General features: G+C 33.9%; 19 protein-coding genes. 5 read left to right on the forward strand and 14 right to left on the reverse strand.

Features of this window, described 5'->3' with window-relative positions:
- Positions 1-361: 361 nt before the first annotated feature.
- The gene (locus ACSV4D_RS10895; protein ID WP_439228296.1) at positions 362-1,045 is read right to left on the reverse strand and encodes a DUF4294 domain-containing protein; all 684 of its coding nucleotides are present in this window, start codon (positions 1,043-1,045) and stop codon (positions 362-364) included.
- An 82-nt stretch (positions 1,046-1,127) separates the two neighbouring features.
- Here ACSV4D_RS10895 and ACSV4D_RS10900 point away from each other — a divergent pair, with 82 nt between their 5' ends.
- A complete protein-coding gene (locus ACSV4D_RS10900; protein ID WP_439228297.1) occupies positions 1,128-2,216 on the forward strand; it encodes a M42 family metallopeptidase in 1,089 nt (362 codons plus the stop codon).
- A 240-nt stretch (positions 2,217-2,456) separates the two neighbouring features.
- Here the strand turns inward: ACSV4D_RS10900 and ACSV4D_RS10905 are convergent, their stop codons facing one another.
- The 11 genes from ACSV4D_RS10905 to ACSV4D_RS10955 form a co-directional block, all read right to left on the reverse strand.
- Positions 2,457-5,546, reverse strand: coding sequence for an efflux RND transporter permease subunit (locus ACSV4D_RS10905; RefSeq protein WP_439228298.1), 3,090 nt, complete (start codon positions 5,544-5,546; stop codon positions 2,457-2,459).
- A gap of 2 nt (positions 5,547-5,548) precedes the next feature.
- Positions 5,549-6,679 (reverse strand): efflux RND transporter periplasmic adaptor subunit, encoded by a 1,131-nt coding sequence (locus ACSV4D_RS10910; protein ID WP_439228299.1) that lies wholly within the window; start codon positions 6,677-6,679, stop codon positions 5,549-5,551.
- Between the two features lie 5 nt (positions 6,680-6,684).
- Positions 6,685-7,968, reverse strand: a complete 1,284-nt coding sequence (locus tag ACSV4D_RS10915; RefSeq protein WP_439228300.1) for a TolC family protein — start codon at positions 7,966-7,968, stop codon at positions 6,685-6,687.
- Positions 7,969-8,064: 96 nt separating this feature from the next.
- Positions 8,065-9,420 (reverse strand): ATP-binding protein, encoded by a 1,356-nt coding sequence (locus ACSV4D_RS10920; protein ID WP_439228301.1) that lies wholly within the window; start codon positions 9,418-9,420, stop codon positions 8,065-8,067.
- Positions 9,421-10,095: a response regulator transcription factor gene (locus tag ACSV4D_RS10925; protein WP_439228302.1), complete on the reverse strand. Its 675-nt coding sequence runs from the start codon at positions 10,093-10,095 to the stop codon at positions 9,421-9,423. It abuts the gene before it with no gap.
- A 151-nt stretch (positions 10,096-10,246) separates the two neighbouring features.
- The gene (locus ACSV4D_RS10930) at positions 10,247-11,203 is read right to left on the reverse strand and encodes a phosphoribosylaminoimidazolesuccinocarboxamide synthase (protein WP_439228303.1); all 957 of its coding nucleotides are present in this window, start codon (positions 11,201-11,203) and stop codon (positions 10,247-10,249) included.
- A gap of 164 nt (positions 11,204-11,367) precedes the next feature.
- Positions 11,368-12,198: a Cof-type HAD-IIB family hydrolase gene (locus ACSV4D_RS10935; protein ID WP_439228304.1), complete on the reverse strand. Its 831-nt coding sequence runs from the start codon at positions 12,196-12,198 to the stop codon at positions 11,368-11,370.
- 98 nt (positions 12,199-12,296) lie between these two features.
- Positions 12,297-13,790 carry a hypothetical protein gene (locus ACSV4D_RS10940; protein ID WP_439228305.1) on the reverse strand — a complete coding sequence of 498 codons (1,494 nt, stop codon included), beginning with the start codon at positions 13,788-13,790 and terminating at the stop codon, positions 12,297-12,299.
- A gap of 25 nt (positions 13,791-13,815) precedes the next feature.
- Entirely contained in the window at positions 13,816-15,603 is a 1,788-nt protein-coding gene (locus ACSV4D_RS10945) for a T9SS type A sorting domain-containing protein (RefSeq protein ID WP_439228306.1), read from the reverse strand.
- 613 nt (positions 15,604-16,216) lie between these two features.
- Positions 16,217-17,032, reverse strand: coding sequence for an SDR family NAD(P)-dependent oxidoreductase (locus ACSV4D_RS10950; protein WP_439228307.1), 816 nt, complete (start codon positions 17,030-17,032; stop codon positions 16,217-16,219).
- Positions 17,033-17,223: 191 nt separating this feature from the next.
- Positions 17,224-18,174, reverse strand: coding sequence for a PhoH family protein (locus tag ACSV4D_RS10955; protein WP_408082727.1), 951 nt, complete (start codon positions 18,172-18,174; stop codon positions 17,224-17,226).
- Between the two features lie 194 nt (positions 18,175-18,368).
- Between ACSV4D_RS10955 and ACSV4D_RS10960 the strand changes: the two genes are divergently transcribed.
- The 4 genes from ACSV4D_RS10960 to dnaN all read left to right on the forward strand — a co-directional run bounded on the left by ACSV4D_RS10960 (position 18,369) and on the right by dnaN (position 22,990).
- Positions 18,369-19,199, forward strand: a complete 831-nt coding sequence (locus ACSV4D_RS10960; protein ID WP_408082726.1) for an SAM hydrolase/SAM-dependent halogenase family protein — start codon at positions 18,369-18,371, stop codon at positions 19,197-19,199.
- An 80-nt stretch (positions 19,200-19,279) separates the two neighbouring features.
- Positions 19,280-20,005 carry a gliding motility-associated ABC transporter permease subunit GldF gene (gene gldF, locus ACSV4D_RS10965; RefSeq protein ID WP_439228308.1) on the forward strand — a complete coding sequence of 242 codons (726 nt, stop codon included), beginning with the start codon at positions 19,280-19,282 and terminating at the stop codon, positions 20,003-20,005.
- A complete protein-coding gene (gene gldG, locus ACSV4D_RS10970) occupies positions 20,005-21,690 on the forward strand; it encodes a gliding motility-associated ABC transporter substrate-binding protein GldG (RefSeq protein ID WP_439228309.1) in 1,686 nt (561 codons plus the stop codon). Before gldF ends, gldG begins: the two co-directional genes overlap by 1 nt.
- A gap of 181 nt (positions 21,691-21,871) precedes the next feature.
- Positions 21,872-22,990, forward strand: coding sequence for a DNA polymerase III subunit beta (gene dnaN / locus ACSV4D_RS10975; RefSeq protein WP_439228310.1), 1,119 nt, complete (start codon positions 21,872-21,874; stop codon positions 22,988-22,990).
- A gap of 262 nt (positions 22,991-23,252) precedes the next feature.
- Here dnaN and ACSV4D_RS10980 read toward each other — a convergent pair whose 3' ends face one another.
- Together ACSV4D_RS10980 and ACSV4D_RS10985 are read right to left on the reverse strand one after the other, a co-directional pair.
- Positions 23,253-25,025, reverse strand: coding sequence for a MutS-related protein (locus tag ACSV4D_RS10980; protein ID WP_439228311.1), 1,773 nt, complete (start codon positions 25,023-25,025; stop codon positions 23,253-23,255).
- A gap of 87 nt (positions 25,026-25,112) precedes the next feature.
- Positions 25,113-25,946, reverse strand: a complete 834-nt coding sequence (locus ACSV4D_RS10985) for a universal stress protein (protein ID WP_439228312.1) — start codon at positions 25,944-25,946, stop codon at positions 25,113-25,115.
- Between the last annotated feature and the right edge of the window lies 1 nt (position 25,947).

The following is a 25,947-nucleotide window of genomic DNA, read 5'->3' on the forward strand; positions in this document are numbered from 1 at the left end:
ACTTCATACCGTTATTCAATACTTTTAAACCAACTATTTTTAATCTTTTTTTTAACTCACTGAAAATACACCACTTGAATTTTAGATTTTTTATCATTTGTAAGAATTTAGAAAAACATCTTACCGGATTTCAACAAGATTTGCCATAAAGAAACAGAAACCCGCAGAGCATTTTTGACTCAAATACCAGTCTTTACTATATATTAATGAAGAACATTTTTCTTGTAAGCACCATCCCCTAGCCCTGATAGCAGCGGAAATCCTTGTTTTCTGGCGTTCAGAAAACAAGATTGTAGCGCATAGCAGGAGAATGCTACATAAAAAAAACTCACACTATATTGTAGTACGAGCTTCTTATAATTTAGATTTTAGGCTTGGAAGATAATTTAGTATCCCAGTATTCGTTCAATTTATCAATATCTATAGGAACAGCGGCGGGCTGATTTTGCAATCTTCCTGTTTCGAAGGCTTCTTTAAGAATATTCTCTATCAGATAATCTTCATTGGATTCAAAAGGTGCATATTTAGATTTCAAATTAATATCAAATACACTTGCTGTGGTGTTAGACCAGAAGGCTTTCCATCCGCTTTTTAATGTTTTTATCAGTTCGTAAGTAGTTTTACCTGTTTGCCTGTCAATTAACCTAACTAAAATACGTCCCTGGCTTCGGGATAATTTTTTCAATCTTGCCTCAAACTCATTAGTAAGATAGTCTTCCACTATTTTAAAATATTTCTTCTTTTCTCTTTCAGAGGAAAGTCGTTCCATTCCTTTATTTAAGTTAGTCAATCTGTCTGCTGCCAGTTTTGCATAAGGATAGGTTCTGTAAACCCTGCTTTGTAAAATCAGAAATTGTTTTTTTGCTTCGGGATCCTGTTTATCTTTTGCAACTATAATTTCGGGTAACTTTATAGTATCATTTAATACACTGTCCTTTTCCGTCAATACATACCCCATTGCATTTGGATCATAAGGAGTTTCTAACTGACTAAAGCCGGATAATGACAGTAATAAAAAGAATATTAAAAAATAAATTGATTTCATAAAGACAATATTTTGCTGTAAAATTATACATTATATACACAACTGTAATACCAAATTTATAATTTAGCAAAAAAATATTTTTATGAGCATAAAATCAATACTAAACAACCATTCAATGGCTTTTTTAGAAAGCTACCTTAATAATGCTTCTCCCACTGGTTATGAGAGTAGTGGTCAACAACTTTGGATGGATTATCTTAAACCTTATGTAGACACATTTATAACAGACACTTACGGAACAGCTGTAGGAATCATAAACCCTGATGCCCCTTTTAAAGTTGTCATAGAAGGACACGCTGACGAAATTTCCTGGTATGTAAATTATATTACCGAAGACGGTTTAATTTACGTTATCAGAAACGGAGGTTCTGATCATCAGATTGCGCCTTCAAAACGTGTTAACATTCATACTAAAAACGGAATTGTAAAAGGTGTTTTTGGCTGGCCGGCAATTCACACCCGAAACAGAGACAAAGAAGAAAATCCAAAAATCAGCAATATCTTTATTGATTTAGGTTGTGAAACCAAAGAACAGGTTGAAAAACTGGGTGTTCATGTGGGCTGTGTGATTACTTATCCTGACGAATTTATGGTTTTAAACGACAATAAATTTGTTTGTCGCGCTATCGATAACCGTATGGGAGGATTTATGATTGCAGAAGTGGCTCGTTTATTACACGAAAACAAAGTAAAATTGCCTTTTGGTCTGTATATTACAAATGCCGTTCAGGAAGAAGTAGGCTTGCGTGGTGCCGAAATGATTACTCAAACCATTAAGCCAAACGTAGCCATTATTACTGATGTATGCCACGACTCTACTACTCCAATGATTGATAAAAAGATTGAGGGAGAAACAAAAATAGGCAGTGGCCCGGTTATTACCTATGCTCCTGCAGTACAAAATAATTTAAGAGACTTAATTGTAACTACCGCCGAAGAGAAAAAAATTCCTTTTCAGCGTTTGGCTTCTTCCCGCGTAACAGGAACAGATACCGATGCTTTTGCATACAGCAATGGCGGTGTAGCTTCGGCATTGATTTCGCTACCACTGCGTTATATGCATACCACTGTTGAGATGGTACATAAAGAAGATGTAGAAAATGTGATTCGGTTAATTTATGAATCCTTACTTAAAATAGAAAATAACGAAACATTTTCCTATTTTAAATAATATTTTCAGGAGCTAATCCTGCTATCCGCCATATCTCTTGTTTTAGCTATCGCACCACAAGAGGATTTCTTCCAATTCCGAAATCCGGAAGGAAACTATCGGGGTAAAAAAATCCGTCTTGTTCATAACAGAACGAGACGGATTTTTAAATTTTGGAAAACTGAAAAAAGTTTTTTGTTTTTAGAAACAGACTGTCCTAAGATAAAGAATAGTCTTTTTTTTGAATTAATTGATTAACTATTATTTTTTGCTATTTCTGTAACTTAAATAAAATACCTGAGGTAATACTGTTAAAGACAATATCATACAAACCAGCAATCCTCCCACAATCATAATTGCCAATGGTTTCTGAATTTCAGACCCCATTCCTGTTGAAAGTGCTGCCGGTAAGAGTCCTAAGGACCCCATCAACGCAATCATAACAATAGGTCTGATTCTACTATAAACTCCATTATTAATGGCTTCTTTCAGTGGCATTCTTTTGGCAAGATTTTCTTTTATTACGCCAATTAAAACTATACTGTCAATGGCGCTGACTCCAAATAAAATAATGAATCCTATTCCTGCAGAAATCCCAAATACTGTACCTGTTATCCATAGAGAAATAAATCCGCCAATGAAAGCATAAGGCATGGTACTTACGGCAATAAGTGTGTCTTTAAAATTACCAAAATTGAAATACAGTAAAAATAAGATTAATATCAAAACTACAGGAACTATAAGAGCTAACTGTTTTGTAGCGCGCTCTTTACTTTCAAATTCTCCAGCCCATTTCATTACATTTTCTTTAGGCAATTTCACATCCTTTGCCACTTTCTTTTGGGCTTCAGTAATTGTACTTCCTAAATCGCGACCGGCAATATTAAAGCCGATGGCAATATACCTGCTGTTTCCTTCACGGTAAATAAAGGTAGGTCCTGTTTTATAATCTATAGTGGCTATTTCCATTAAAGGAATACGTTTTCCGTCCATCGTCGGAATTAGAATTTTTTCTATTTTTTCTTTAGAATCTCTGTATTCTTTTTGAAAACGAATTCGAATATCAAACATTTTTTCATCATCATAGAAAGTAGATGCTGCCTGCCCACCTATTGCCATAGCTATTACTGCTTGTGCATCGGCAGTAGTGATTGCATAACGTGCCATTTTTTCGTCGTGAAGCTGGATTCGAAGTTCCGGCAAACCAATGTTTTTATAAACATTTATATCTTCAATTCCTTTTACATCTTTTATAGAATTGGCTACTTCTTGTGCCATTGACTCTAATTCGAATAAATCATTTCCGAAGATTTTAATTACCAACGGACTTTTAACCCCTGCTACATATTCTTCGACATTATCCTGAATAGGCTGACTGAACCCGAAATTAATTCCCGGATATAGTTCCAGTTTTTCCTTCATTTCAGCAATTAGTTGTTCTTTGCTGATTTTTCGTTTCCATTCCGATTCCGGTTTTAATTCGATATGAAACTCAATATTAAAGAAACCTGTTGGATCTGTTCCATCATTTGGCCTTCCTGTTTGCGAAAGAATGAATTTTACCTCATCAAATTTCTGCATCTCTTTTTTCATTTCCTGAGTCAGTCGAACCGATTCGTCCAAATTCACACTATTAGGCAAAGTCGCTCTTAGATATATAGCCCCTTCATTTAGCTTCGGAATAAATTCTGAACCATAAAAAACAAAACGTCCTATACAAATGGCTAACAAACTGAAGAATATAATAAGAGTCGCTTTTCTGTATTTTGTACTCCATCGAAATAATTTAAAAAGATTTTCTCTAAAAAAGCGGCTGATTTTATTTTCTCTTTCGACTATATTTTTAGTCAGCAACACTTTGCACATTGCCGGAACATAAGTAAGACACAAAATTAAAGAACCTAATAATGCATAACCTAAAGTAAATGCTAATGGAGAAAACATTTTACCTTCCACTTTTTGGAAAGAAAAAATAGGTAAAAGTGCTACTATCAAAATAATTAATGCAAAGAAAATATACGTTGCCACGCTACCCACACTTTTCTTAATTAATCCCATTTTTGACATTTTATTAAAGCGCTCCATGCCTATCTTATGCGCTTTTGTTTCGAGCGACACAAAGACGGTCTCCACAATTACTAATGTTCCTTCGAGCAGTAACCCAAAATCAAGTGCTCCCATCGAAATAAGATTGGCGGGCAAACCCTGAATACGCAACATTATAATTGCAAAAAGAAATGCCAATGGAATTACCGATGCCACAATTACCGTTGTTCTCCAATTATACAGGAAAATAAAAACAATCAACGATACTAATAATACTCCCTCAACAAGATTTTTACTTACAGTATGAACAGTATGATCAACCAGCTCAGTACGGTCAATGAAAGGGATAATTTTTACATTAGAAGGTAGTATTCTCTCATTTAGCTCGTCCACTCTTGCACGTAAATTTTCAATTACATCACCAGGATTTTCACCACGAAGCATGATAACGATTCCTTCGACAACATCAGTATCATTATCTAAACCGGCCTGTCCCAATCTGGGTTTTGCAGAAATAGAAACATCAGCCACATGTTTCACTAGAACAGCTGTGTTTCCAACGGTTTTAATCAAGATATTTCCAATATCTTCTACTTTATCGATTAAACCTACACCACGAACGACATAAGCCTGATCGCCACGCTGAATTACATCTCCACCCACATTGATATTACTTTTAGATACAGCATCAAAAACATCTAAAGGAGAAATATCATAATTATTCAATTCTGATGGATTAATCTTGATTTCAAAAGTTTTTTCTTCTCCGCCAAAACTAACTACATCGGCCACTCCTGGAACAGAAACTAATTCGCGTTCAATTACCCAATCCTGTAATGCAGTAACTTCTTTTATAGGAAGATCACTTTTTATTACATACCTGAAAATTTCTCCTGTTGCACCGGATGGAGGGTCAATCTCAGGATCACTTCCTTCCGGTAAGTCGATATTATTCATCCGGTTTGACGCATATTGTTGTGCATAAAAATCATCTACATCATCATTAAACAATACCGTTACTACAGATAATCCGAATAAAGATATGGAACGGACTTCTGCTTTTTTGGGAATAGTATTCATCGCATTAGTAATGGGTAATGTGATGAATTTTTCTACTTCTTCAGCACTTCTACCCGGCCATTGCGTAATGATTCTGGCTCTGGTATTTGTTACATCGGGGAATGCCTCTATGGGGGTATGAATATAACTGTAGACTCCTCCAATAAATAACGCAGCAGTCATAAAAAATATGATGAGCGAATTTTTAAGGGAAAAGGACACAATATTTTGAACAAATTTTTGCATAATTAATCTTGTCTTAACTGATTTTTGTTACCGCTTTTTAACTCATTGTCTTTTAACTGCTCTGAAATAAGTAAATGATTCTTAACAATTACTTTTTCACCTGCATCAAGTCCGTTTTCAAAGTATATAAAATCCTTATTTTTTATAGTTGGAGTTATCTGCCTTCTTTCTAAATGGCAGTCATCTTTGTATATCAAGACATAATTTTGATTGTTATCAAAAATTAAAGTTTTCGCCGGTACCGCAACCATATCTTTCTGATTTACTTTTTTATTTATCAAAACATCTACAGTTAAACCTGGTTTGAGTTTTAAATTAGAATTATCCATTACAATTCTTGCTTTAAGTACATGTTCATCTGACTGAAAAACCTGAGATAATTTGTCAATTTTTCCATCAAAAGTTTGATCAGGATAAGCAGGGGTGGTAATTTTAACATCCATTCCCTCGTGAACATCTTTTAAATTTGTGGAATATATATTAACCATTACCCATACTTTAGAAAGATTAGAAATAGTAAAAAGTGAGCCTTCATTGTCATTAATCTGAGTTCCGGGACTCATGTTTTTAGAAACAATATAACCGTTTACGGGTGCTTTGATTTGGAAGACAGATTTTTCTCCACTGGCACTGTATAATGCAAGATTTTGTTCTACATTGTCGATTGATGATTTTAAAACATCCACTTCACTTTGCCCCTGAATAAGATCACTTTGAGAGGCTATTTCATTTTCATACATCGACTGTGTGGCTTGCAGTTTTCTTTTTGCCACTAATAGTTGTGATTTTAGTGATTTGTGTTCTGCCTGCAAACTATTCAATTCTGTACTTTTAATTTCAGCTAAAATCTGGCCTTTTTTTACATAATCTCCTAATGAGAAAAAAGTAGTAGTTATTAAACCGTTAACTAAGCTGGAAAATTGTACAACACCATCGGCATTATAAGCAACGTTTCCTGTTAAAGAAAAGCTTTCTGTTACCGGCAATAGCTGAGCCGTTTCAATACTTATTTTTTCTTTTAATTTAGGTGTAAGACAAAATTTCTCAACAGTTGCTTTCTCTTCTTCTTTGTTTTTAGCACATCCACAAATTAGCAGAATAAGCGTTATGGATAATAAAATAGTGTTTTTCATATTTTTTAGTTTAATTCTTGTCCGCTGGCATTTTTAAATTCTTCCAGACGATTATTTAATTCTTTCTGTGTGTCTAATAAAATCATCTTATTATTCAGATAGGCTTCAACATAATCTAAATAAACCAGCAGGCTTATATTTCTGTTTTTGAAACTCATCAGATAATTATCTAACATTTTATCTAGTTTTGTCTGGTAGTCATCACCAATGTTTTCATATAGACTTTGTACTGCTTTAAAATTATTATAGGCTTCCATAATTTCAGTCTGCGCATTGTTTAAAACTTCCTCCTTATTCAATTTACTTTGTTCTACTGAAAATTGTGCAGCTTTAATATTTCCCTGATTTCTATCAAAAACGGGAAGGTCTATGGAAAAACCAAGTCCGAAGAAATTTTGCATAATGTTTCCTCCTCTGTCATAAGATGCTTCCAGAGTTATATCGGGAGTTTTCAAAGCTTTTTCATAAACATATTTGTTTTGACTGTACTTCTCGTTGAGTTTTGCCAGCTTTACATCAGGTCTGTAATTCTCAATTTGGGCGATGCTATTCTCAATATTTAAATTGTTTATGTTATCCATGTCCGGAATAGCGTCATCCTCACTAATTTTTACATAACTCATAGGATTAAGATGCAATAGTTTTTTCATTTCACTTTGCAATGCATTATTTTCTATTTCAATTGTATTCAATTCATTGAGAAATTCTACTTCCGATGCTTTTAACCGAATGTAATCTCCGGGGCTAATATTACCCAGCTCCATTTGTATAGCATATGATTTTGTTAAATTTTGTACGGATTGAAGTTGCTTTAAATAAACAATCTTTTTAGCCTGATTGTATTGCATTGCCGTGAGGTTGTTGCGGAATTCCATTTTTAAATTTCTTAGGAAATTTTTATAATATTCCACAGCCATTTCTGCTCCCACTTTTTCAATGGCAATCATTTTTTTTCGCTTTCCTGCAGTGTAAACTAATTGTTCTAAACTGGCACCGAATTCCTGATAGCGGCCATAATCCCCCCAAATCGCAGGTAATTCCTCTGAACCAGTATTACGCCAGAGATTGAATTCATTTACTGAAAATGTCGGGTTAGGCCATACTTTAGCCTGAATAATTTGAGCCTGAGCAATATCGATATTTAACCTTTCAGAAATCAAACTGAGGTTATTTTGTAAAAAAATCGTTTCGGCATTCTTACGGCTTAAAAATATAGTATCGTTTACTATATTTTGTGCTGATGCCAAAACAGAAAAAAGAAAAATTGTGGGTAAAATAAGTTGTTTCAAAGCTTTCTGATTTAATAATAAGCAAAGTTATACTGCCCGTATTAAACCCATCTTTAAACCAAATTAGAAAAAAGTAAGAACGATATTAGAAACTGATTAGAGTTTTGCAAAAGTTATGACAGCTTGTGTCCCCTCGTTCTCTTTTGAAGTAATCTGAAAATTGATATTATTTTTAGCAAATAAAACAGAAGCCAGTGAAAGTCCGATACCACTTCCCTGCACTTTTCCAACATTACTGCCTCGATAGAAAGTCTCATGAATGTGATGCAAGTCCTTTTCTTTAATTCCCCTGCCAAAGTCTTTAATCTTTATTTGGATTTGTTTTTGAAATAATAAAAGCGTTATTACAACAAGTTCATCCGAATATTTAATTGCATTTTCAATAATATTATAAATAGCTATACTAATTTCTGACTCATTTCCTTTTACTGTAAGATTACTTTCTTCCTCTATTTCTAATTCTATACGAAGTCTGGCAGCAGAAAATTTATTGGTATTGGTGATTTTATCACTGCAATTCCATATCAGTTCATCGATTCTGAAACTTTCTTTTTGTACCATTTCCGATTTAAGTCCCGAAACAATCATCAGCGTATTCAATATTTCTTCAATTTCATAAACGTTATTTAAAACCTTTGCTGTTGTTTCCTGATACTCCTGAGGCGTACGTTCTTTTTGCGCAAAAACTTCTAAATGTCCTGATATCGATGCCAATGGTGTTTTAAATTCGTGAGAAATATAATTAATGAAATTTTTCTGCGTTTTAAAAGTATTAGATAACCTCTGAAAAAGATTATTATAGCTTTCAATTAAATTCTGAATTTCATCATTAGTATTCAGATTTACAATTTGTTGGTCTAAAGACGAAGCTTCAATTTCATTTACCTGTTTGATAATAGTATCGATGGGTTTGTAGGCTATTTTAGACAAAAACAAACTCAAAAGATAAATAACCAATAATCCGGTAAACAACACAACCGTCATAATTATCATTAACTGATGGTTCTGAGTTTTAAATTCATAATCATTGGCCTGAACAAAAACCACAAAATCTCCCTGATTATCCTGATAAAAAATTCCAAAATAAAAATGATTTTCTGATTCAAACATCACTTTTTTATTCTTCCTTGCTTTCTCTAATACTGCCGGAGTAATTGTTTTTAAACTCAGATTTGAACCGTATTGAACTTCATTTTTTTCATTATAAATTCCAACCGTTATATCTTTAACATTCTCATTATATTGTTCTTTTATCTGTTTGTGTTCATTAATAGGTAATTCATCTTTTTCAAGATAATAGATGGCCGAAAGCAAACAGTTTTTTTGCATATTATCATAAATTCTTTTTTCAGAACTGCGATAAAATGCAACATAAATAATTAACGCAGCAATTATGAAAACTACGCCAAAAGTAACAGAAGAAAGAATAGTAAGTCTGTTTTTAATTTTCATCTACACCTCTTTAAGCATATACCCTGTACCTACAATAGTCTGTAAAACACCTGAATTAAGTTTCATTTTATTTCTGAGATAAGAGATATAAACATCAACTACATTGGTATTAGTATCATAATTAATACCCCAGACATTTGTCAGTATCTGCGTACGCGCTAATACTTTGTTTTTATTTTCTATCAAATATAAAAGTAATTTATATTCCCGCGGAGAAAGCTCAACCTCTACATGGTCAAGCATCACTTTATGTTCATCAGTATTAACAGAAATACTTCCACAGCTATAAGAATTGTTGTTTTCTTCATATTTTAATTTCGTCCTTCTTGCAAGTGCATTTATCCGGGAAATTAATTCTTTAAAATGAAATGGTTTTACCAGATAATCATCTGCTCCCGAATCTAAAGCATCTACTTTGTCATCAGCATCACCTAATGCACTGAGCATAATAACAGGAGTCGTTTTCTTTTTGTAGCGAATAAGTTTTACCAATTCTACACCACTAATATCAGGAAGCATAATATCCATTAAAATAATATCCCATTGTGCTGATAAAAGTAATTCTCTGGCTTCAACACCATTTTCACTCAAATGAACATGAAAACCATTTTCCTGAAGCCCTTTGGTAACAAAGTCGCTAATTCTTTTATCATCTTCAACAAGTAGGATATTCATAATTCTATTTTTTACAAACTTAGCGATTTAAAGATTTATCGTTTTTATTTTCCCCTAAAAAATAAAATTGAAATTGTTTAAAAAAACAAAGCCACAATTTCAAAAATTAGAAATTGCGGCTTTGGATTATCTTTTCTCTTGACTTTTTCTTCTATTTTCTTTCTTCTAAATAAGCTAAAACGTTTTTTTCAATTCTTTCATTGATGTTCGAAATATCTGCTTTTACAAATTTTTCTCCAATAATGTTTTCGTATAACTCAATATATCTGTCTGAAACTGTCTCAATATAAGCATCCGTCATTTCGGGGATTTGTTGCCCTTCTTTACCCTGAAAACCATTTTCTATTAACCAGCGACGTACAAATTCTTTAGACAATTGTTTTTGCTCTTCCCCTTTATTTTGTCTTTCCTGATATCCTTCAGAATAAAAATAACGAGAAGAATCCGGTGTATGAATTTCGTCAATTAAAACAATTTCTCCATCTTTAGTTTTTCCAAATTCATATTTGGTATCAACTAAAATTAATCCGCGACTGGCAGCAATTTCAGTACCTCTTTGAAACAAAGCTCTGGTATATTTTTCTAAAATAACGTAATCTTCCTCACTTACAATTCCCTTAGAAAGGATTTCTTCTCTGGAAATATCGGCATCATGTTCCCCGTTATCCGCTTTAGTTGTTGGGGTTATAATAGGCTCTAAAAATTTATCATTTTCTTTTAAGCCTTCTGCCATCGGTACTCCACAAATGGTTCTTTTGCCTGCGGCATATTCGCGGGAAGCGTGACCTGATAAATACCCCCGAATAACCATTTCTACCTTAAACGGCTCACATAAATGACCTACTGCAACACTTGGATCCGGAGTAGCAATCAACCAGTTAGGAACAATATCCGCTGTTAATTCCATGAATTTGGTAGCAATCTGGTTTAGAATCTGCCCTTTGTAAGGAATTCCTTTTGGCAAAACCACATCAAATGCCGAAAGCCTGTCGGTTGCCACCATTACTAATAATTTGTCATTTATATTATAAACTTCTCTTACTTTTCCTCTGTAAACTGACTTCTGACCCGGAAAATTAAAATTAGTTGTAGTGATTGTATTGCTCATTGTAGATAGGTATTGCGTTGATTTTATAAGAATGCAAATTTAGGATTATTTTACACAGAAAAACAAAGAAAGTGCTGTTTCTATAAATACTTTTAACTCTCACTCCGTTTTTATAACAGCTTTCACAAGTTAATTTTATATTCTTATTGACCAACAGGCGTTTCTTATTTAGTTTCCAGACTTATGTTGTTTAATAATTTTTCCACCAAATAACTTGCAACTCCGTCTTTATGATTATTAGAAATCACTTCCAGATGCGACAACTTATTCTTTAGACTATCAGGAGCATTCCCCATTATCAAACCTTTAGCGGTAGTAGTTAACATTTTTTCATCATTATATCCGTCTCCAAAGGAAATCGCCTGATAAAAATCATATCCTTCTATTTCCAGAATACGTGCAATTGCTACACTTTTATCCACAGATTTATCCATAAATTCCAAACAATGAGGTAAACTGAAGGCATGACTAAAAATATCAGGATGCTTTTCCAGAATTTTTTCTCTTAACTCCAGTAATTTTCCATGGCTTTCGTGTGTAAAAAATATTTTTATTACATCAAAATCAGTCACTTCTTTGTAGTTTACTAATTCAGGAATATAATTCAGTTCCGTTTGAAATTCCAGTAATTTATCGTTGTGTTTATTCGTTTGCCATACATTTTCTTTAAAAAGCACCGTAGTATATTCAGCCGGAATATCCATCTCCAGAACTGATTTTACGGCTTCGGCTACCATATTAGTAGAAAAAAGCAATTCTTTTTTGGGACAATGTATTCGGGCACCATTAGAAGTAACCAGATAAATGGGAAACCCTAAAGTTTCGATTATAGGCATAGCATCCAGATGATGACGCCCGGTGGCTACAATGATTAAATAATTCTGATTGTGTAATTCTCTGAAAATTTCCTTGGTATATTCTGAAATTCGGTGTTCACTGTTAAGTAATGTTCCGTCTAAGTCGCTTATAATTACTTTTATATTTTCTTTTATCATATATTCTTATACTCTAATTCAGTACAAAAATATTGAAAATCAGAAGAAGGCGTAGTAAACAGAGGTTGAAATAACAGCAAATTAACGTATTGCTAAAATTATCTGGCAGTTAGATTTAATGAAACGGTAGACATATTTCCGCTTCCGTCATATCTTTCACCCCAGATTTCAATATAATCATCTTTCTTTAATTGTACTGTTCCTACTATGGGTAACGCTAAGATACCTGCTGATGAAAAGAATCCTGTAGAGGGTCTTCCATAAACTTTAGTATCTGTAATCACTGTACCGTTTTTGGCAAAATAAAGAATTAAAGTCATATCGGCAGCACTTCCCTGATAGGAAACCGAAGCCGTTACCTGAAAATATCTCGTTTTATTTCCTCTGTATGTAATTCTGTTATTTCCATCCCTTGTAAAGCGAAACAAATTATTAGAAGTAGTAGTACCAACTAATTTTGTTCTGCTCGATGTTCCTGTTCCCGTGAAAAAAGTGACCTGACCGCTTCCTACTACTGCATCCAGATTAATATCCCCTGTAGCTACTTCGTCTCCTTCTCTGGGAATACCCGGAGCATTTACTGTCCAGACGGTACTAAAATAATAGCCCGGATAAGTCGAGGCTGCGGCATAACCTCTTATATATCCGGAAGCATTTGAAGTAGTACCTGAAAAAACAGTTCCTTCTACAATACCGGTTCCTACATTTAATCCTGCAGTACTAACATCCATTGCAACATCACTACCATTTACCGTACTAAAACCACTGGCTTTTTGAATTAATCCAAAGTTACCGGAAAATGTTTCAAATGTACCATTATTACTATCCAGCCAGGCCTGATTATTAAGAAGTAAATTACCAATATTTGAATACGTAATACCGGTAGTATTACTAACAAACTGAATAATATTACCAAAATAAAGTCCGATTCCTGATATACTTCCTACACTGGTAGTCATACCGGACACAACAGTATTCTGAACGAGTAAAGAGGATGAAGACGTTATTCCTGGGCCTGTAATTTCAAAAGCTTTACCTCCTCTTAATGTCACATTTCTGACACTGCCTCCTGTATTTCCCTGAAAAATTGTTCCACCGGTGTAAGACAGAACATCTTCATTAGCATCCAGTCCGGAAACGTAGGCATTATTTAAATTAATAGATCTTGTCAAGGTTATGATTCCATTAATTTCATAATAAGTATTGGTACTTAATAAATAAGTGGTTCCTCCTCCCGCTGCCAGTTCCGGTGCCAAATCTGCTGCCGATTTTACCAGTTTATAATTATTTCTCTTAATACTATCATCCGCTAATTTAATCCACGAAGATGTGGTGGTATTATAATAGTAAAATGCTTTCTCGGTAGTATCAAAAACCAGTAAACTTTCGGCAGGACTCGTAATTGCATTTCGTTGTAAGGTGGTCATTCTTGGTGTTAGCAATCCTTTAGAAGTAGATTGAATATCAAGCATAGAAGAAGCAGCCGGACTGGTCGTACCGATTCCTATTTGTGCTTTTACCAAAAAGCTCATTAAAAAACAAAGTAACGGTAAAACTATTCTGTAATTGGTTAAGGTCTTTTTAGGTATCATATTCTTTGGTTTGTTAATTAATATCTCAGTTTTTCAGGATTACTTTTTGTTTTATTTCTCTTTTATCAGCAGTAATCAATTTTGCAATATAAATTCCATTATGCAAATTCCCGGTAGAAAAAGAATACTCCTGACGAAGTGGTAAATCCTTCTTTGAAATCACTGTTCTGCCCAGCATATCATAGAGTATAAATGATTCTACAGTTATATTTTCGGGATTATAAGCTTTAATAATGCGGTTTTTATTGTCCTGAACAATTATTATTTTTGGAGTATTTTTATTTTCTTCTGCCAATATATTTTCGTCCTTAAAGGCAATTTTAAAACGCTCTGAATAAACGCCCGCAGCAACTGTTATCTGGTAACTGTCATTTTTAATATCATGATAAGAACTATCTAAGGTATCGTAGAGGAAAATTTGCTGAGAAGAATCAAAATTAACAACTTCCGGTACATAGAATTTTAAAGTTGTAGGTACAGCGGCTTTTACCCGTAAGGGTACTTTTTTGGTATTATCAAATGGAATTCCCTGAATAATATAGCTGTTATTAGCTATCAAAAAAGTTACATCATTGGGTAATGCTTCATCCAAATGTAAAGCATCTATTCCCCGATCTGCTCCATCAGTAGCTTCCGGAACAAAAGCCAATGCCAGTTGTCTCGTAAACTGATTATTGATAATGGTGTTTAACTTAAAATGAGAAACTTCTGTTACTTCGTTCCCGGAGTTTTCTTCAACAGCTGTTTTATCTGCTTTTACCGTCTGTTTTTCAAACTGGGACAAAGCATTACTTTCTCTGTAGAATTCACGGTGTGCATTTTTAAATGTTGCTGTACCATTTGCAGAAGCATAAATAATAAATCCCTGTCCGATAGGAGAATATTTGCGCTCTATGGATAGCCCTGATGACAAACCAACTGTATTAAGAGAACCATCCGGATTATAAGAATTAAAAGTCGCCGGAACATAAACACCGTTTGAAGCCAGACTGATAGGCGAATACGCCCCATATCCCCCACGATAATCCGCAAGATAATGCGAATTTACCGTTTTATCCTGTTCCCAAAAATAAGCGATACCACCAGTAGCTGTATTTCCGGGGTCTAAAAGAAAAGCATTTAGATGTAGCGAGGAAGGATATGGATTTCCTGTTAAAGTAGAATTATTAGCTCCAAGATTAATGGTAATAGTACCATCATTAGGTTTGCCCCTAAAATCATATCGCTGGGCACTTCCGGGATTATTAACAATCCCGGTACCTTCGGGATCAGTTGCATCTGTTCCGCTGGTACCTTTCATTGTAAATCCTTCACCGGGTGCTAAGCTTGAAAGCGAACCAACTAATGTCCATTGAGAATAACCACTTGCGTTTACTAATTTATAAATCCAGCGTGCTGAAATTGATAAAGGATTAGAAATACCATCAAGGTCAGAATTTAAAATAGTTGCCGGATTAGAATTTACAGCGGTTTGAGGCTGTTGTAGCATGCTTATCCCAAAGTTTCCGTTTCCTGATACTGAAGAGGCAGTACCCACGGGTGAACACCAGTAATTGTAATCAAAATTATCCGCAGTACCTTCCTGATAAACAGAAACTACCCCTTCCCCACTATTAGCAGAAGTAGCGTTTGTCCCTTGTACCAGCTGCCCATTACTCCTGAGATACAAATTAGAACCGGTATCTAAATTGACATTTTGATTTACGAACAGTACCTCATTTTTCACATACATATTAGCGTTTGGACTAAAATATATTTGAGAAATACTGCTTGTGGTTATGCTCAATAATAAAAGTAAAATTATATTCTTCATCCCTGATACTTTAATTAAACGGTTTCTTATTATCTAACTATTCTTTCTGTAGAATGTAGGAGTATTTCTTTACCTTACTTTTCTTGCAATCAAAAACAAACCTAGGATGATTGTAATGAAAATGATTTCAGTTCCTGCTTTAAATGGCAATCCGGGTGGTGGGGGAAGTCCCGGTGGTGGTGGCGTAAATTGAATATCATGAATCCCTTGTGCAAAACTAAATTTGCAGTAAAGTGTACAGTAGATAATGTAGAGGTATCCTATTTTCATTTTATTTCAAATTTGTAAATAAAAAGCTCGCAAGAAATGTATTCTAATTATCTGTTTTTTAATACTTAATAAGCAATTCAAGAAAACATAACTTTATATAAAGTTACTTATTCATAAAATAAATCCGGAACCATTTAATCGTTTAAGGACGTAAAAAAACGTTTAAAGTCAAAAATTAAAAAAATTAACAAGTCAATGCTTTGTTTTATAAAATGAAATACAGTTGCTGAGTCAGGAGGCAGTTTTTTCTTGTAAGTTGAATGTTTTTTTGAAAAAGGGAACAGGTATAAACAGGGAATTGTTAATATAAAAAAACTCTATAAAATGTTACTTAAATCAGGTATCATTTAAAAACCGAATACCGTATAATTCTTCCAAACAATCGATAACCTAGGAAATTACGCAACACGTTAAGAGCATTGGCATCAAAACCAATAGTATTACGCTTAAATTTCTTAGGTGGATTTTCGGCGATTTCGAATACTTTAGTAATAATATTTTGTTTTAAATCTACATTTTTCTTGGTTTTACCTTCTACAACCGTACTTATTTTTTCCATCAGTTCATTGTAACATTTCACAGGAGTATGATTACATCTGGTTACATTTTTTTGAAAATTAGAAGGTGTATTTCCAAATTGTACTGTTGAAACGCTGATATTAAAATTCATTAATTCATATGCCATGCATTCTGAAAAACTCTCTACGGCATGCTTGGTAGAATGATAAAAACTCCCTAATGGTAAATTCACTAAACCCGCAATAGAAGAAATATTAATAAAATGACCTTTATTCTGCTTTCTGAAAACAGATGTAAAAGCGCGACAAACTTTAACCACTCCTAACCAGTTGACATCAACTATATTATTAATTTCTTCATCTTCGGAGAATTCAACAAAACTTCTGTATCCTATTCCGGCATTATTTATAACCACATCAATGGTTTTAAAATCCTGCAGAATTTTTTGCTTGGCTACAGTTATACTTTCTGTCGAAGTTACATCGAGTAAGTAGCAGTGAATATTAGGTATGTTTCTTAATTCTTTTCCTTGTTCCAAACAGAGCATTGTAGCGATAACATTCCAGTTATTTTTTGCAAAATGTACCGCTAATTCCTTTCCTATTCCTCCTGATGCGCCTGTTATGATTACGTTCTTCAATAGTTGTGGTATTTATTAAAAAGATGCGACCTCAGTTGAGGCCGCAGTTAGAATATTATTTTATTTATTATACATTATCAATAAAGTTGTGGCAAAACAACAAAATTAACTACAGATTAAAAAAAATTTCACCGGTTTTCTTTTAGAATTATTTTCTAAAAATGATGTAAAACGGAGAAATCAATTACTGTTTAATCCTGATTTTCAGTATATTTATAAGCATCAATTACTTTTTTAACTAATCGGTGTCTTACAATGTCTTTATCATCCAGATAAATAATTCCGATTCCTTCAATATCTTTCAAAACCAGTAAGGCTTCTTTAAGTCCGGAAATTGTTCTTCTGGGTAAATCTACCTGTCCGGGATCACCGGTAACCATAAATTTTGCATTTTTTCCCATACGGGTTAAAAACATTTTCATTTGCGAATGCGTCGTATTTTGAGCTTCATCCAGAATTACAAAAGCATTATCTAAAGTCCTCCCCCGCATAAAAGCCAATGGAGCAATCTGAATAATTCCTTTGGAAATATAATCTTCCAGTTTCTCATTCGGAATCATATCACGCAACGCATCATAAAGCGGCTGCATGTAAGGGTCCAGTTTTTCTTTCATATCTCCCGGAAGAAATCCTAAATTTTCTCCTGCTTCCACTGCCGGACGCGTGAGAATAATACGCTTGACTTGTTTTTCTTTCAAAGCTTTTACCGCCATAGCCACACCGGTATACGTTTTTCCGGTACCAGCCGGTCCAACTGCAAAAACCATGTCGTTTTTATTAATGGTATCTACCAGTAATTGTTGATTAGGAGTCATGGCTTTTACAATTTTGCCACCTACTCCGTGTACTAAAATTTTGTCATTTGGACTCATGCGTTTGTCGTCCTGTACGTCTCCTAGTATTACACGCTCAATTACATTGTCATCAATATTATTGTAACGGGTAAAATGAAGCATTAATCTTTGAAAACGCCTTTCGAACTCGTCCAGAATGTCTTTTTCTCCAAATGCTTTTAAAGTTGTCCCTCTGGCAACTATTTTTAATTTTGGATAATATTTTTTAATCGTTTCAAGATGAGTGTCTTGAGCACCCCAAAACTCTTTTGGAGCGATGTCTATGAGCTCGATAATTCTTTCGTTCAAAGGGTATAATTTTATAGTATTACTAATTCAATTTAAAAACTCTTCCAAAATGTCTTTCATCCTGGTTTTATTTGGTTACTATTTAGAATTTATTTTGGCTTTTTTGCGTTTTTGAGATTACTATTATTAGCTTTGCATTTCTCAAATTTAATGAAAATTAATTTTAGATTTCACCAATAGTTATAAACAAAAATATGTCAATAATTACCCTTACTACCGATTATGGCTTAAAAGATCACTTTGTAGGTGCATTGAAAGGGAAAATTTTATCGGAATATCCGGAAGCTCAGATTGTAGATATTTCACATGACATAGATCCGTTTAATATCGTAGAAGCCAGCTATATTATCAGTGCTGCCTATTCCAGTTTTCCTAAAGGAACAGTGCATCTTATTGGGGTTGACATGGAATTAAACAAAGAAAATCAGCATATCGTAATGCAATGGAATGATTCTTACTTTATTGCTGCCGATAATGGAATTTTAAGTATGCTTTCGCAAAAGATTGTTCCGCAAAAAATTGTTGCTATCAACATTCACGACCGTTTGCCCAGCGATGCTTCGGGACTGGATGTTTTTGTAACTGTGGCCTGTCATATTGCCAGAGGTGGTTTACTGAATGTTATTGGCAGGGAAATACCCTCGGTAAAAGAAGTCACCGAAATGAAAGCCGTAACTGCCAATGATAATAACAGCTTAAAAGGTCATGTGATTTACATTGATCATTTTGGGAATGTGGTGACTAATATTACCAAAAAACAATTTCTGGAAGTAGCCAAAGGAAGACCCTACGAAATCCAGATGAAAACTAAAAACATCAAAACCATATTACCTAATTATTCAGCAATTGCTATTTCAGATAAATATCCAATTAAAAATTACGAAGGTGAAAAACTAGCCATTTTTAATGAAGCCGGGTATTTAGAAATTGCCATTTTCAGAAGTAATCCTTCTAAAATTGGTTCTGCCAGTAGCTTATTAGGACTTAATTATCGCGACGCAGTTACTATCGAATTTAAGAATTAAGAATTATGATTTTAGATTGCAGATTTGATAAATATCTAAACAGAATTAACACACAACGCACAACTCATAACTAAAGAAGAATGAAAGCCTTATTATTACGTGAAATTAAATCCTTTTTTGGTTCTCCGACAGCTTATTTAGTAATCGCCATTTTTCTTATTATAAACGGATTATTCCTGTGGGTTTTTGAAGGTGATTACAATATTCTGAATTCGGGTTTTGCCGATATGACTCCCTTTTTCACCCTTGCACCATGGATTTTTATTTTCTTAATTCCGGCGGTCACTATGCGTTCATTCTCTGATGAAAGAAAACAGGGAACTCTTGAATTGCTTCTAACAAAACCATTATCGGTATGGCAAATAGCAAACGGAAAAGTTATTGGAGCTTTTTTATTAATTATCATCGCCATCATCCCTACTTTTACTTATGTTGCTGTTATATCTAATTTAGGAATGCCCGAAGGCAACATCGATATGGGAAGTACTATTGGTTCTTATTTTGGGCTTTTATTCTTAATTGGTGCTTACACCGCTATCGGAATTTTCACCTCTGCCCTTACTGACAATCAGATTGTCGCTTTTATTCTGGCGGTCTTTTTATGTTTCTTTTTCTATTTTGGATTCGAAGGATTTTCATCTTTAATCCCTTCTTTTTCATCATTAATTTCAGTTTTAGGAATGCAAAATCATTTTAAAAGTATGAGTCGAGGCGTCATCGACACCCGTGATATCCTTTATTTTATAAGCCTTATGGTGGCTTTTCTTTCGTTTACTGTTTACCAACTTAAATCTTTTAAACTGTAATGAAAGCTACTAAAAAAAGAAATCTGAAATCAGTATTAGTTACCGTAGTAATACTACTCATTCTAAATATTACAGGTAACTCATTTTTTCATCGGTTTGATTTAACTAAGGATCATCGGTATACTTTATCACAAACTTCATTAGATATTATTAAACAGGTAGAGGAACCCCTTTCAGTAAAAATTTATATGGAAGGCGATTTGCCGGCTGAATTTAAAAGACTGCAACAGGAAACCAGAGAATTACTCGAAGAATTCCAGGCATATAATTCAAATATTAATTTTGAATTTGTCAATCCTTTAGAAAATGAAGAAGCCAGTATGGACAACATAAAAGCGTTGTACATGAAAGGTCTGACTCCTGTAAACATAACAGTAGACGACAAAGGAAAGCAGTCTCAGGCAATGGTTTTTCCGTGGGCAATTGCGGTTTATCATAATAAAGAAGTGAATATCCCTTTGCTCAAAAATATCATGGGGGCTTCCACGACTGAAAAAGTAATCGGGTCTGTACAGCATTTAGAATATTCTATTGCCGATGCTTTGAATAAAGTGACTAAAGAAAAACAAAAAAAGATTGCTGTAATCAAAGGAAACGGAGAAATTCAGGATGTTTTTATCGCTAAATTTTTATTGCAAATAAGAGAAAGCTATCACATTGGTCCTTTTACATTAGATTCTGTTGCCAAAAGTCCTGTGCCAACTTTAGAATCTTTAAAAAAATATGATTTGGCTATCATTGCCAAACCTACCGAAACATTCACCGATGCAGAAAAACAGGTTTTAGATCAATACATTATTCATGGAGGGAAAACAATCTGGCTCTTAGATCAGGTTGCCATAGAAATGGATAGTTTATACAACGATGCTGGAGCTGCTTTTGCTTTTCCAAGAGATTTGAATTTAAACGATATGTTTTTCAAATACGGCATCAGAATCAATCCTGATATTGTAAAAGATGAACAGGGAAGTCCTTTAAAACTGGCTACGGGAGAACAAGGAAGCGCTGCACAATACCAGACTTTTAACTGGAAATATGCACCATTGGTATATCCGGAAAGCCAGCATCCAATTGTGAAAAATCTGGGCGGTATTAAATTTGATTTTGCCAATCCGATTGATACTTTAAAAAACGGAATTAAGAAAACTGTTTTATTACAATCCTCCCAATATTCTAAAAAAACAGGAACACCAGCAGAAATTAATCTGAATATCGTAGCCGAAGAAACCAGCCCAAATCATTACATCAATACCGGAAACCTTCCGATGGCAGTTTTGCTTGAAGGAAATTTTCATTCGGCATTTGAAAACCGGGTTTTAGCTTTTGACCAGAGCAATTTTGAACCTACTGGAAAAACCGGAAAAATGATTGTAATTTCAGATGGTGATATCATCAAAAATCAACTGGACAAAAATTACGAACCCGTAGAACTGGGTTTTGATCAACGTTCCGGAAATGTATATGATAACAAAGATTTTCTGCTCAATTGCGTTAATTATTTGCTTGATGATACGGGACTTATTAACATTCGTTCTAAGGATTTAGATTTACCTTTATTGGACAAAGAGAAAGTTTATCAAAATTATACCCGAACCCAAGTCTTAACTATCGGGCTTCCAATCCTAATTTTAGGTGTTTTTGGCGTTGCATTCAGCTTTATGAGAAAATACAAATACAGCAAATAGATGTTAATAAAAATTTTTCAAAACTAGATTTGTTTACGATATATTTGTAAAAATGTATCCTTTGCCAATTTTAAAAAAAGATACTTAAAAAATAAAATAAAAGAGCTGAAACCGTTCTGTTTTCAAACACGAATAATGACGGTGACCAAATTCCAATAAAAAAAACAAATATAATCTTCATATGAAATTTATAGTATCGAGTTCGTACTTATTAAAGCAATTACAAGTTTTAGGAAGTGTTATCAACAGCAGCAATACATTACCTATCCTGGATAATTTTTTATTTGAATTAGACAATAACGAGTTAACCGTTTCTGCTTCTGATTTAGAAACAACCATGTCTGCTACTTTGTCTATCGATTCTACGAGCCAGGGAAGTGTTGCAGTACAGGCAAAATTGCTTTTGGAAATCCTGAAAACATTTCCGGAACAACCGTTGACTTTTACAGTAGAAGAAAACAACACTATAGAAATAAGTTCAAATTCAGGAAAATATGCCTTAGCGTATGCTCCCGGCGAAGATTTCCCTAAAGCCGTAAATTTAGACGAACCATCTGTAACATTAGTGCCTGCTGATGTATTAGCTACTGCAGTAAGTAAAACTATTTTTGCTGCCGGTAATGATGATTTACGTCCGGTTATGTCAGGAGTATTCTTCCAGTTTTCTCCACAAGGTTTGACTTTTGTAGCAACAGATGCTCATAAATTAGTTAAATATGCCCGTACCGATGTTACTGCTTCTCAGGTAGCTGATTTTATCATGCCTAAAAAGCCGTTGACAATTTTAAAAAATATTCTGTCCACATCTGATGCTGAAGTAAAAATTGAATACAACGATTCGAATGCTACTTTTTCTTTTGACAACTATGTATTGATGTGCCGTCTGATTGATGGAAAATATCCAAATTACGAAGCAGTAATTCCAAAAGAAAATCCAAATAAATTAATGATTGACCGCTCTCAGTTTTTGAGTTCGGTACGTCGTGTCGCTATTTTTTCTAACAAAACTACGCATCAGATTCGCCTAAAAATTGCAGGAGCTGAATTGAATGTTTCTGCAGAAGATATCGACTATTCTAATAAGGCTGAAGAGCGCCTGACCTGCGATTATCAGGGAGACGATATGCAAATAGGTTACAACTCCCGTTTCCTGACTGAGATGCTGACTAACTTACAATCAGACATGATCATGCTGGAAATGTCATTGCCTAACCGTGCCGGAATTTTAACTCCTGTAGACGGGCTAGAAGATGGTGAAACAGTAACGATGCTTGTTATGCCAGTTATGCTAAATAGTTAAGAATATTGCATATTTTTTGGTATAAAATTTTTGATATCCAAATTTTATACTTACTATTGCACTGTTAACCAACCATTTTTTATATTTAAAAAAACCGCGAATCCATTAGGTAAGCGGTTTTTTTTTGATTATTAATCCATGAATACACAAATTGTTTAAGAATAAATTTTTATAAATCATATTTATCAAAAGTCTGATTAGAGAAATTTAATCTCAAATACATAAGTATTAAAAAAACATTCGTGAATTCCGTGGCTGAAATTTAAATAACTCCCATTTTTTTCATTAAGAAAGTAGCACTTTTATTGCGGCAAACACCTTCTCTTAGTCTGTAATCAAAATGCAGTTCGTTGTCTTGTATTTCCACTTCAAAACAATTATTACTTAAAATTTCGGGATAATCATTAGTAGTTAGACAAACTTCAATATCATGCGTCGCAATGGCGCCAATGGCTTTTTTAGCAATTACTTTTTTCAGTACTTCGATGGTTCCGTTTCGTTTATCATCCGAATTTGTTCCTCTTAAAATTTCGTCCAGTAAAACAAATGCCGGCTGTTGTTCTAAAGCATCCATAATTTGTTTCAAACGTTTGATTTCGGCAAAAAAGTAAGATTCGCTATCTGATAAAGAATCTGAAAGTCTCATGGATACTAAAACCGGTAAAGGATGCACATGAGCTGCACTGGCACACACCACTGAACCTATACCCGCTAAAACCATATTTACTCCTAAACTGCGCAAAAACGTACTTTTTCCGGACATATTAGATCCGGTTAAAATCATAAACGACTGCGGATGAAAAGCCACCTCATTCCCTACTCTGGTTTCCGGATTTAACAGTGGATGGCTGAGATCAGAAAAATTAATTTTATAATCAGTATTCAATTCCGGGAAGACGCAATCAGGATTATTATAAGAGAAATTAGCTAAACTATTTAATTTCTCGAATTCGCCAATTACAATTAACCAATCTTCCAGAGCTGCTGCATGTTCCTTTTTCCATTGTAATAATGCTTTTAAAACATGGATATTAAACAAGAAAGTTCCATTAAATAAAGTAGCCGTAAATAAATTGGCAATAGCATCATTTCTGGAAAATAATTCGGATAATTTTTTCAAATGAACACTGGCATTTTCGGTTTTGAATTTTAGTTTTTGCTGCAAATCCAAAAGACTTTTAGATACAAATTGCTCTGTTTCTATTTTCTCCAGCAATAATCCATATTGTCCAATTAATTTATCAATATTATCTGAATTAGCAATTTCTAATTGAATTCGTTTAAAAAATCGCCCCAGAACCATCAAATTCAAAACAAACAAATACGACAAACAACTCAGTAAAAAAAGATTAGAAGTAAATAAATAACTTAGAAAAATTACAACAAAAAACAACGGACTTACATACGAAAAAAACACCAGCCATTTAGGCAAAGACTCACTATTGAAAGTACTCCACTGCAATAATGTCTTATAACTGGATTCGCTGTCATTAGTTACTTTGGCGAAAGCCAAAAACTCCTGACGCCAGTCTAATTTTTGAGTCAGTTCCTTTACTGCCTGTTGATTATCCAGAATATCATGATTGCCTGCTATATGTAATAAATCTTTAGCGAGTGTTTTTTTTCCAATAAATGTGGCACTTCTGTTAAGATGCTGAAACAAAGAATGATTCCCAAAAATATCCAAATCATACGCATACGGATGTTGAAAATCCTGAAATTCTTCGCCATTTTCAAATGGAATTGTTTTTCTTTCCAGAAAATGAATCTCGTCCTGATTGATGCTGAATAATGCCTGAGTGATTTTTCGCTTGAACTGTAATTTCGAATGCATTCGCATCAAAACAACAAAGGCTGTAAAACACAGCACCGCTGCAAGCAATAAAGTAATTTCCTGATTTTGAAAATAATAATATAAAGCAAACAGCAACAGCACAATGCTGGAAAGCCGTAGCACACTAACAGTGTTATATCTTGTATTAATTTTGCTTAATTCGCCAGTAAAAAAATCAACTTTAGACTTATAAATATCCATAATGTATCAAATGAAATACAAATATAAAGGAGCTAAAGCTCAAATTGGCATATTTTAAATTTAATCTGCAAAATCAACAGCTAAAATTCATTTAATGGGAATGGCTAAAATAGGAATATCCAATTCTGAAGCATAATCCTGGGTGAGACTATGGTGAAATAAACTTTCAAAAAAGTTTCGTTTGTAGGTAAGCATCGCTAAAATTGAAATTTGTTTAAACAAAATAAAATCGGTGATACTTTCTTTTACATCATCACTGTAAATAACGCTAAATTCTACGGGTTCACCGGCAAATTCAGTTTCCCATTCTTTCATAGTTTCTTTTTTCACATCCGAATAACTGGTTTTGACATACACCAGTCTGACTTTTGCCTTCATTTTTTTAGCAATTGCTATAACTTCTCTCAACGCAGCTTTATCTTTAGGTCGGTAACGGGTAGTAAAAGCAATATTTTTAACCGATTTATAATGTGCTTTCAGAGGAATACTCAGCACCGGAATGGAGACATCCGAAATAACATCGGTCGTGTGGGTTCCCAGAAACAATTTAGACCAGCCTGATGCTCCTTCGGTTCCCATAATAATATAATCGATTTGGTCTTCTGCAATTGTTTTTTCAATATTGTATAATAAACCCCCATCCATTAGGCGGTGTGTCATTTTAACAGCATCTAGATTGCGTTTTTGGGCAATATCTCTAAGTTTAGGTAATTCATCCTTAAACATTTCAAACTGACTCAATTCTACTGATTCGTAAATAATCATGTAATTTTCGGGAAAATACTGATTGTCAAAAACAGGCAGATCAAAGGCATGTAATAATACCAGCTCACCGTCAACACTATTAGCAAATTCTAAAGCATGTACAAATGCGTTCGTTGCCGCTTCAGAAAAATCGGTAGGAAATAAAATACGTTTCATT

Source organism: Flavobacterium sp. ARAG 55.4 (genome assembly GCF_051846875.1).
Lineage (GTDB): Bacteria > Bacteroidota > Bacteroidia > Flavobacteriales > Flavobacteriaceae > Flavobacterium > Flavobacterium plantiphilum.

Excerpts from the sequence above, each read along its gene's own strand:
- ACSV4D_RS10945 (WP_439228306.1), bottom strand. The coding sequence starts at position 15,603 with ATGAAGAATATAATTTTACTTTTATTATTGAGCATAACCACAAGCAGT.
- dnaN (WP_439228310.1), top strand. The coding sequence starts at position 21,872 with ATGAAATTTATAGTATCGAGTTCGTACTTATTAAAGCAATTACAAGTT.
- gldG (WP_439228309.1), top strand. The coding sequence starts at position 20,005 with ATGAAAGCTACTAAAAAAAGAAATCTGAAATCAGTATTAGTTACCGTA.
- ACSV4D_RS10930 (WP_439228303.1), bottom strand. The coding sequence starts at position 11,203 with ATGAGCAATACAATCACTACAACTAATTTTAATTTTCCGGGTCAGAAG.
- ACSV4D_RS10910 (WP_439228299.1), bottom strand. The coding sequence starts at position 6,679 with ATGAAAAACACTATTTTATTATCCATAACGCTTATTCTGCTAATTTGT.
- ACSV4D_RS10905 (WP_439228298.1), bottom strand. The coding sequence starts at position 5,546 with ATGCAAAAATTTGTTCAAAATATTGTGTCCTTTTCCCTTAAAAATTCG.
- ACSV4D_RS10940 (WP_439228305.1), bottom strand. The coding sequence starts at position 13,790 with ATGATACCTAAAAAGACCTTAACCAATTACAGAATAGTTTTACCGTTA.
- ACSV4D_RS10935 (WP_439228304.1), bottom strand. The coding sequence starts at position 12,198 with ATGATAAAAGAAAATATAAAAGTAATTATAAGCGACTTAGACGGAACA.
- ACSV4D_RS10985 (WP_439228312.1), bottom strand. The coding sequence starts at position 25,946 with ATGAAACGTATTTTATTTCCTACCGATTTTTCTGAAGCGGCAACGAAC.
- gldF (WP_439228308.1), top strand. The coding sequence starts at position 19,280 with ATGAAAGCCTTATTATTACGTGAAATTAAATCCTTTTTTGGTTCTCCG.
- ACSV4D_RS10925 (WP_439228302.1), bottom strand. The coding sequence starts at position 10,095 with ATGAATATCCTACTTGTTGAAGATGATAAAAGAATTAGCGACTTTGTT.
- ACSV4D_RS10980 (WP_439228311.1), bottom strand. The coding sequence starts at position 25,025 with ATGGATATTTATAAGTCTAAAGTTGATTTTTTTACTGGCGAATTAAGC.
- ACSV4D_RS10900 (WP_439228297.1), top strand. The coding sequence starts at position 1,128 with ATGAGCATAAAATCAATACTAAACAACCATTCAATGGCTTTTTTAGAA.
- ACSV4D_RS10960 (WP_408082726.1), top strand. The coding sequence starts at position 18,369 with ATGTCAATAATTACCCTTACTACCGATTATGGCTTAAAAGATCACTTT.
- ACSV4D_RS10920 (WP_439228301.1), bottom strand. The coding sequence starts at position 9,420 with ATGAAAATTAAAAACAGACTTACTATTCTTTCTTCTGTTACTTTTGGC.
- ACSV4D_RS10895 (WP_439228296.1), bottom strand. The coding sequence starts at position 1,045 with ATGAAATCAATTTATTTTTTAATATTCTTTTTATTACTGTCATTATCC.